General features: G+C 62.2%; 8 protein-coding genes. 1 reads left to right on the top strand and 7 read right to left on the bottom strand.

The genetic code is table 11. The annotated features are described in order from the left end of the window. Positions 1 to 64: 64 nt before the first annotated feature. The 4 genes from SOP85_RS30385 to SOP85_RS30370 form a co-directional block, all read right to left on the bottom strand. Entirely contained in the window at positions 65 to 988 is a 924-nt protein-coding gene (locus SOP85_RS30385; RefSeq protein ID WP_323606763.1) for a biotin-dependent carboxyltransferase family protein, read from the bottom strand. Then, positions 985 to 1,689, bottom strand: coding sequence for a 5-oxoprolinase subunit PxpB (gene pxpB, locus SOP85_RS30380; protein WP_323629331.1), 705 nt, complete (start codon positions 1,687 to 1,689; stop codon positions 985 to 987). Before pxpB ends, SOP85_RS30385 begins: the two co-directional genes overlap by 4 nt. Then, positions 1,686 to 2,438 (bottom strand): 5-oxoprolinase subunit PxpA, encoded by a 753-nt coding sequence (locus tag SOP85_RS30375; protein ID WP_323606761.1) that lies wholly within the window; start codon positions 2,436 to 2,438, stop codon positions 1,686 to 1,688. Before SOP85_RS30375 ends, pxpB begins: the two co-directional genes overlap by 4 nt. 73 nt (positions 2,439 to 2,511) lie before the next feature. Further along, positions 2,512 to 3,798, bottom strand: coding sequence for an MFS transporter (locus SOP85_RS30370; RefSeq protein ID WP_274073547.1), 1,287 nt, complete (start codon positions 3,796 to 3,798; stop codon positions 2,512 to 2,514). A 146-nt stretch (positions 3,799 to 3,944) separates the two neighbouring features. Between SOP85_RS30370 and SOP85_RS30365 the strand changes: the two genes are divergently transcribed. Further along, positions 3,945 to 4,859, top strand: a complete 915-nt coding sequence (locus tag SOP85_RS30365; protein ID WP_274073546.1) for a LysR family transcriptional regulator — start codon at positions 3,945 to 3,947, stop codon at positions 4,857 to 4,859. Positions 4,860 to 4,935: 76 nt separating this feature from the next. On the opposite strand, the gene SOP85_RS30360 is transcribed toward SOP85_RS30365, so the two are convergent. The 3 genes from SOP85_RS30360 to SOP85_RS30350 are packed head-to-tail and all read right to left on the bottom strand — an operon-like array spanning position 4,936 to position 6,797. After that, positions 4,936 to 5,478, bottom strand: a complete 543-nt coding sequence (locus tag SOP85_RS30360; RefSeq protein WP_323629330.1) for a DUF2937 family protein — start codon at positions 5,476 to 5,478, stop codon at positions 4,936 to 4,938. A 12-nt stretch (positions 5,479 to 5,490) separates the two neighbouring features. Next, the gene (locus tag SOP85_RS30355; RefSeq protein ID WP_274073545.1) at positions 5,491 to 6,267 is read right to left on the bottom strand and encodes a class II glutamine amidotransferase; all 777 of its coding nucleotides are present in this window, start codon (positions 6,265 to 6,267) and stop codon (positions 5,491 to 5,493) included. A 32-nt stretch (positions 6,268 to 6,299) separates the two neighbouring features. Then, positions 6,300 to 6,797 carry an MFS transporter gene (locus SOP85_RS30350; RefSeq protein ID WP_323629328.1) on the bottom strand — a complete coding sequence of 166 codons (498 nt, stop codon included), beginning with the start codon at positions 6,795 to 6,797 and terminating at the stop codon, positions 6,300 to 6,302. Positions 6,798 to 6,919: the final 122 nt, after the last annotated feature.

Below are 6,919 nucleotides of genomic sequence, written 5' to 3'. Positions count from 1 at the left end.
CAGCCTGCGGCAGCTCCTACAGAGATCGGTGTAGGAGCTGCCGCAGGCTGCGATCTTTTGATCTTCAAACAGTAAAACGGTGCAAATACTCGACCTGCTCGCGATGGGCGACATCCTGCACCACCGGCTTCAACCGCACCTGCGCCCCCGGCAGACACTGCGCCAGCCGCGCCAACGCCAACGGCGTCAACGCCCCCAGCCGCGGATAACCGCCAATGGTCTGCCGATCATTGAGCAGCACAATCGGCTGCCCGTCCGGCGGCACCTGCACCGCGCCCAGCGGAATACCTTCGGAGATCATCGGTTTTCCCTGGTACTGCAAAGCTGTGCCCAACAAACGAATGCCCATGCGATCGGCACGGCTGTCCAGGCTCCAAGTGCTGTTGAACGCATCGAACAGGCTCTGCCCGCTGAATTCACCGATCTGCGCACCGAGCACCAGGTCCAACGGGGCCTTGAGGTTCAGGTCCGGCCGCTGGTCTGCGGTCAACTCTCGCAGCAACATCACTGAGTTACCCGAATAGCTCAAGCACGCGCCTTTGCCCAGCGCACGCCCCATGCCATCCAGTCCGCCCAGTTCCTCACGAACCACCGTAGCGCTGCTACCCAACACCTTCGGCGCATCGAAGCCACCCGGCGCGGCCAGATAGGCTCGGGCGCCAAGCAATGGCTGGGTGAATTGCAGACGCTGGCCCTTTTGCAGCCTGAAGCTGCGCCACGGTGCCAAGGGTTCACCGTCCACGTGCGCGCCAAGATCGGCCCCGGCCAGCGCCAGCACGCATTCGTCCTCGGCCACTACGGTGAACCCGCCGAGGGTGATTTCGATCACCGGCGCATCCAGCCCGTTACCCAGCAACCAATTGGCCCAGGACATCGAACGCCAATCAGCCGCGCCACCCTGGGTCACGCCCAGGTGCCGCACACCAAAACGACCAGCGTCCTGCAACAGGCACAGCGGCGTACTCGCTTCAATCGTCAGACGGCTCATGCCTGGGCCTCCAGCGGCGTGTCGTCACCGCCCAGGTTGATGAATTCGGCATGGCCGACCGCTTCGAAGCGCACGGTGTCACCCGGTTGCATCAGGCTGTAGCCGTCTCGGTTGCGGTCAAACAATTTGGCCGGCGTGCGACCGATCAGGTTCCAGCCACCCGGCGATACCACCGGATAGGCGGCCGTCTGCCGTTCGGCGATGCCGACACTGCCCGCGGCGACTTTCTTGCGCGGTGTACTCAGGCGCGGTGCGGCGAGTACTTCTTCCACCAGGCCCATGAAGGCGAACCCCGGGGCGAAGCCCAGGGCGAACACCTGGTATTCACGCCCGCTGTGACGGCGGATCACCTCTTCCACCGCCAGCCCACTGCGTTGCGACAACAGGCTCAATTCCGGACCGACACTCAAGTCGTACCACACCGGCAGCACATGGCATTTGCCGCGAGTACGCGCGTTGGGCGACAAGTCGATCAACGCCTCGGCGATCAATTCCCGGGCCTGCACCGGATTCAGCGCAGTCAGGTCGTAATGCACCATCAAGGTTGTGTAGGACGGCACCAGATCGATCAGCCGGTCACCGAACGCTGCCCGCAGGCTTTCGCTGGCGGCGAGCATCCACGGCATGTTGGCTTCGGCGATCTCATCGAACAGACGCACCATCAGGCAATCGAGCGCGACCACTTCTACCCGCAGTTTCATGACGCGCCCTGCTGGTTCAAGGCTTCACGGATGCGCCGCACGGCGGCCACCGAGCTGGCGTTGTCGCCGTGCACGCAGAGGGTATTGGCCTGCAGGTGCAGGGCGCTGCCGTCACTGGCGGTGAGGTGATCGCCACGGGCAATGATCAACGCCTGCTCGATGATTTTCTCCGGTTCGTGATGCACCGCCCCCGGCAGTTGCCGCGACACCAGCATGCCGGCGCTGTCGTAGGCGCGGTCGGCGAAGGCTTCGAACCACAGGGTCACGCCGTATTCCTCGCCCAACTGCTGCGCGGCGCTGTTGTCGCGGGTGGCCATCAGCATCAACGGCAGGCTGCGGTCATAGGAAGCCACTGCTTGCAGGACGGCGCGCAGCTGAGCCGGGTTGGCCATCATGTCGTTGTACATGGCGCCGTGGGGCTTGACGTAGCTGACTCGACCGCCCTGAGCCCGGCAGATGCCGTCGAGGGCGCCGATCTGGTAATGCAGGATGTCCTGCAGTTCCTGGGTGGCATAGGCCATGGAGCGGCGGCCGAAACCGACCAGATCCTGATAGGCCGGGTGGGCCCCGATCTGCACGCCGTGGCTGAGGGCCAGGCTGACGGTCTTGCGCATGATGCTCGGGTCCCCGGCATGGAAACCGCAGGCGATGTTGGCGCAATCGATGAAGGGCATGACTTCGGCGTCCAGACCCATGGTCCAGTTGCCAAAGCTTTCGCCAATGTCGCAGTTCAATAGCAGGCGGCTCACGCTGAACACTCCTGTAGGCTTTATTCTTTTTAGCTGTGGGACATATCCGTATGACACGCCCGCAGATTACCAGTTACTGGGCGTCGAGTTGCTTGCCACGGGTTTCCGGCAAGCTCAGGGCCGCGAGGATCACCACGCCGTAGGACACCGCCGCAAAGGCACCGATGCCGACGCTCAGCGGCACCGTCTGGCTGAGCAGGCCGATCAGCAGCGGGAACAACGCCGCCAGCGCGCGGCCGATGTTGTAGCAGAAGCCCTGGCCCGAACCCCGAATGCGCGTCGGGAACAACTCGGTCAGGAAGGCGCCCATGCCACTGAAGATACCCGAGGCAAAGAAGCCCAGCGGAAAGCCCAGCCACAACATCACACCATTGCTCACCGGCATTTGCGTGTACAGCAGCACAATGGTGAACGAGCCGACGGCGAACAGGATGAAGTTCTTCTTGCGGCCGAGGATGTCGGTCAGATAGGCGCTGATGACATAACCGACGTAGGAACCGACGATCACCATCGCCAGATATCCGCCGGTGCCGAGTACGCTCAGACCGCGTTCGTTTTTCAGGAAGGTCGGCAGCCAGGAGGTGATGGCGTAGTAGCCGCCTAATGCACCGGTGGTCAGCAACGAAGCGCGAATCGTGGTGAAGAGCATGCCGGGCGCGAAGATCTCGTAGAACTTCGACGGGTTGCTGGGTTCCTGTTTGGCTTTGGCTTCGCGGTAGATTTCCGGGTCCTTGACCAGGCGGCGGACGAAGATCACGAAAATCGCCGGCACGATGCCGAGGATGAACAGCGCGCGCCAGGCGTCTTCCGGCGGCATGATCGAGAACAGCAGCGCGTACAGGATCGCGGTCAGGCCCCAACCCAGCGCCCAGCCCGATTGCACCATGCCAACGGCCTTGCCGCGGTCCTGGGCACGAATGACTTCGCCGATCAGCACCGCACCGGCGGTCCACTCGCCGCCGAAACCAAAGCCCATCAGGGTCCGTGCAATCAGCAGTTGTTCGTAGTTTTGGGCGAAACCGCAGAGGAAGGTGAAGAAGGCAAACCACAGTACCGTCAGTTGCAAGGTGCGCACCCGACCGATACGGTCGGAGAGAATCCCCGCCACCCAGCCACCGATGGCCGAGGCGATCAGCGTGCTGGTGTGAATCAGCCCGGCCTGGCCGGTGGTGATGCCCCACATGGCGATCAGCGTTGGCACCACGAAGCTGAGCATCTGGGTGTCCATGCCATCGAGGCCATAGCCGATCTTGCAGCTCCAGAAGGTGCGGCGTTCCTGCTGATTGATGTTGCGATACCAGTCGAAAGGTCCCGGGCGAGCCGTGGCTTTCGGAATGGCGGTGGTGTCGGGCGCACTCATGGCAAATCTCCGCGCTGATTTTATTGGTATTGTTCTGAGCCCCGACGACGCCTATCGTGGGAACCGGATGTGCCGATTTTTGGGCGCGCCAGCGCTCTGCGTCCAACTAATAAAAACCCGCCCTAGCCATAAGAAAACTTGATCACATGAACCTGAAGTTTCTCGAGACCTTCGTCTGGGTCGCCCGGCTCAAGAGTTTCCGCCTCACCGCCGACAAGCTCTTCACCACCCAGGCGTCGATTTCCAGCCGCATCGCCGTGCTCGAAGGCGAGCTTGGGGTGAAGCTGTTCCTGCGCGACTCACGGGGCGTGAGCCTGACGCCGGAAGGCTTGAAAGTGCTCGAATACGCCGAGCAGATGATGGACACCATGCAAGCGCTCAAACAGTCGATCGAGACCCGCTCCTGCAAGGCCGGTCGCGTGCGCATCGGCGTGATGGACACGGTGATCCACACCTGGCTGAGCCCGTTGGTGGCGCAGATGACCGATCACTACCCGCTGGTGGAAATCGAACTGGTGGCCGATACCTCGCTGAACCTCTGCGATCAGCTGCAAAAAGGCTTTCTCGACGTGATCCTGCAAACCGACCTGCTGCGCCAGGAAAGCGTGCGCAGCCTGGAACTGGCCAGCCACCCCATGGGCTGGATCGTCGCCAGCAATTCACTCTACAACCGCGACTACTCAGGCATCGCCGACCTGGCCAATGAGCGGATCATTACCTACTCGAAAAACTCCCATCCCCATCAGGAAGTGCTCGCGCTGATGCAGGCCAACGGCGTCATCGCGCCTCGGCTGAACTGCGTGAACTCGGTCTCGGCGATCACCCGCCTGCTGCGCGACGGTTTTGGCATCGGCGCATTGCCACCGGTGCTGGTGGCCGAAGAGCTGGCGCGGGGTGAATTGACCTTGCTGGACATCGACCAGCGACCACCGGACCTGCAAGTGGTGGTGTCGTGGCGGGTGGGCGTGGAATGGGTCGAGGAGATCGTGGCGTTGTGTCAGCAGGTGCTGGAGGGCTATGCGCGCCGGGTGGGGGAGAATTACATCGTTTTGCAACGTTGACCTGTAGGAGCTGGCTTGCCAGCGAAGGCGCAATGCCTGACACACCGCATCGCTTGATTCGCTGGCAAGCCAGCTCCTACAGACCGCGCAAATCCCGCTCTTCGATCGGCCGGCTCTGGCGCAGACGCTTGCCGCCCAACACCACCCAATCGATCAGGCGGAACAGGCACTCGATCCCGAACGACAGCAGCAACGCCCCGCTCATGCCCCAGATCATCGCCTCCGGGGTCAGCAGGATCTGGTAGCTGTAGCCATTCCAGGTTTCCTTGCGAATGTCCGGATCAGCGGCCAGCACCACTTGCAGGAAGCGGATGTACCACGGCCCTTGCATCGCCTGGAATTGCTTGTCCAACGCAATCTGGCGGGTCAGCAGGTTGCCCAGGCTGTCGGCGTCGCTGCGAAAGATCGGGTCTTCACTGGCACGATAGTGGGCGACCAGGGCCTGCATGTCGCCCTTGAAGAATTGATTGGCGGTGTTCTGGAACCCGCTCAACCCGGCCTGCGCTTCGATCAGGTGGGCTTCGACCCGCTTGGCGTAATCATTGATGAACCCCGGCACCTGGACACCGATCAACAGGCCCGCCGCAAACAACACCAGCCGTAGATAACTGAGCAACATGGGGGATGATCCTTATTCGGTCCTGCCCTGGCTGACGCATTCGCCGCGTCGCCACAGGCTCCATTGGCCTGGCTCGTAGCGGGTCCAGGTTTCATTTTCGGTCAGGGGTTCGGTGGCGATCACCGTGACCACATCGTTGGGCGTGGTTTCGGCCTGGAAGTCGACGATCACATCGACGTCCTTCAGGCGCGCCGGGCCGAACGGGGCACGACGGGTGATCTGCGCCAGCTTGGTCGAGCAATAGCAGAACAGCCAGTCGCCATCGCTGAGCAGGCAGTTGAAGACACCCTTGCTGCGGTATTCGGCGCAGGCGGCGACCAGGTCCGGCAGCAGTTCCTCGACCTCCACCGGCTCCGGAAACGCTGCCCGCACGCGGTTGAGCAAGTCACAGAACGCCGCCTCGCTGTCGGTATCGCCAACGGGGCGGTAGAAGCTGGTCGTGGGCTGAAAATCCGCCAACTGGCCATTATGGGCGAAACACCAGTTACGCCCCCACAACTCGCGCACAAACGGATGGGTGTTGGACAGGCAGACCTTGCCGACGTTGGCCTGGCGGATATGCCCGATCACCACTTCGCTCTTGATCGGGTAGCGTTGCACCAGGTTCGCCACTTCCGACTCGCAGCTCGCCGCCGGGTCCTGGAACAGGCGCAAACCCCGGCCTTCGTAAAAAGCGATGCCCCAACCGTCACGGTGCGGCCCGGTACGCCCACCACGCTGCATCAGCCCGGTGAAGCTGAACACGATATCGGTCGGGACATTGGCGCTCATGCCCAATAACTCACACATGCTTGGACTCTCGCTTCATGGCAGGGGCACGGTTACAGACGGGGTTCGACGCGCATCCGCTGGGGATTGCCCGGCACAGGTGGACGACCGTAACGATCATCGCCGGCACCGCCGAAGGGGTGATCCTCTTCCGGTTCGTCGGCACGAAGAGCGGCCTGGGTGGCGGCTGCCTGTTCCTTGCGGGCCCTGGCGCCACGTTCGAGGATAAAACGCGCCCCGGCGAACACCAGGTAGATGCCAAAAGCGATCATGCCGTACATGAACAGGTCGGAAATCGCCCGCCATGCGTTGTTGCCGACCTTGAACAACAGGTCAAGGGCCGTGATGGCAAGGGCCGGGGCCACTTTTTCCTTCACCGGGTCGATGATGGTCGGGCTGAACAGCAGCACCGCCACCAGTAAACGCAGGGGTTCGCGCAGCCAGCGCCACATCCAGCGGGTGATGCGCATCCACACCAGCAGGCAGCCCAAAGCGGCAAAGGCGTAGAGGCCCCAAGCGATCAGATAGTCGTTCTCGGTCATGGTGTCCATGGCAAGGCAGGCAAAGAGGCGCTTATGATAACGGCTTTTCGTCCATCAGGCTCCTTCATGTAGGAGCTGCCGCAGGCTGCGATCTTTTGATCTTGAAAAAACAAGATCAAAAGATCGCAGCC

It is taken from the genome of Pseudomonas sp. YuFO20 (assembly GCF_035064975.1).
In the GTDB taxonomy this organism is placed as follows: Bacteria; Pseudomonadota; Gammaproteobacteria; order Pseudomonadales; family Pseudomonadaceae; genus Aquipseudomonas; species Aquipseudomonas putida_AE.
Note: the sequence above shows the minus strand (reverse complement) of the source record. Positions and strands in the feature narration are given on the sequence as shown.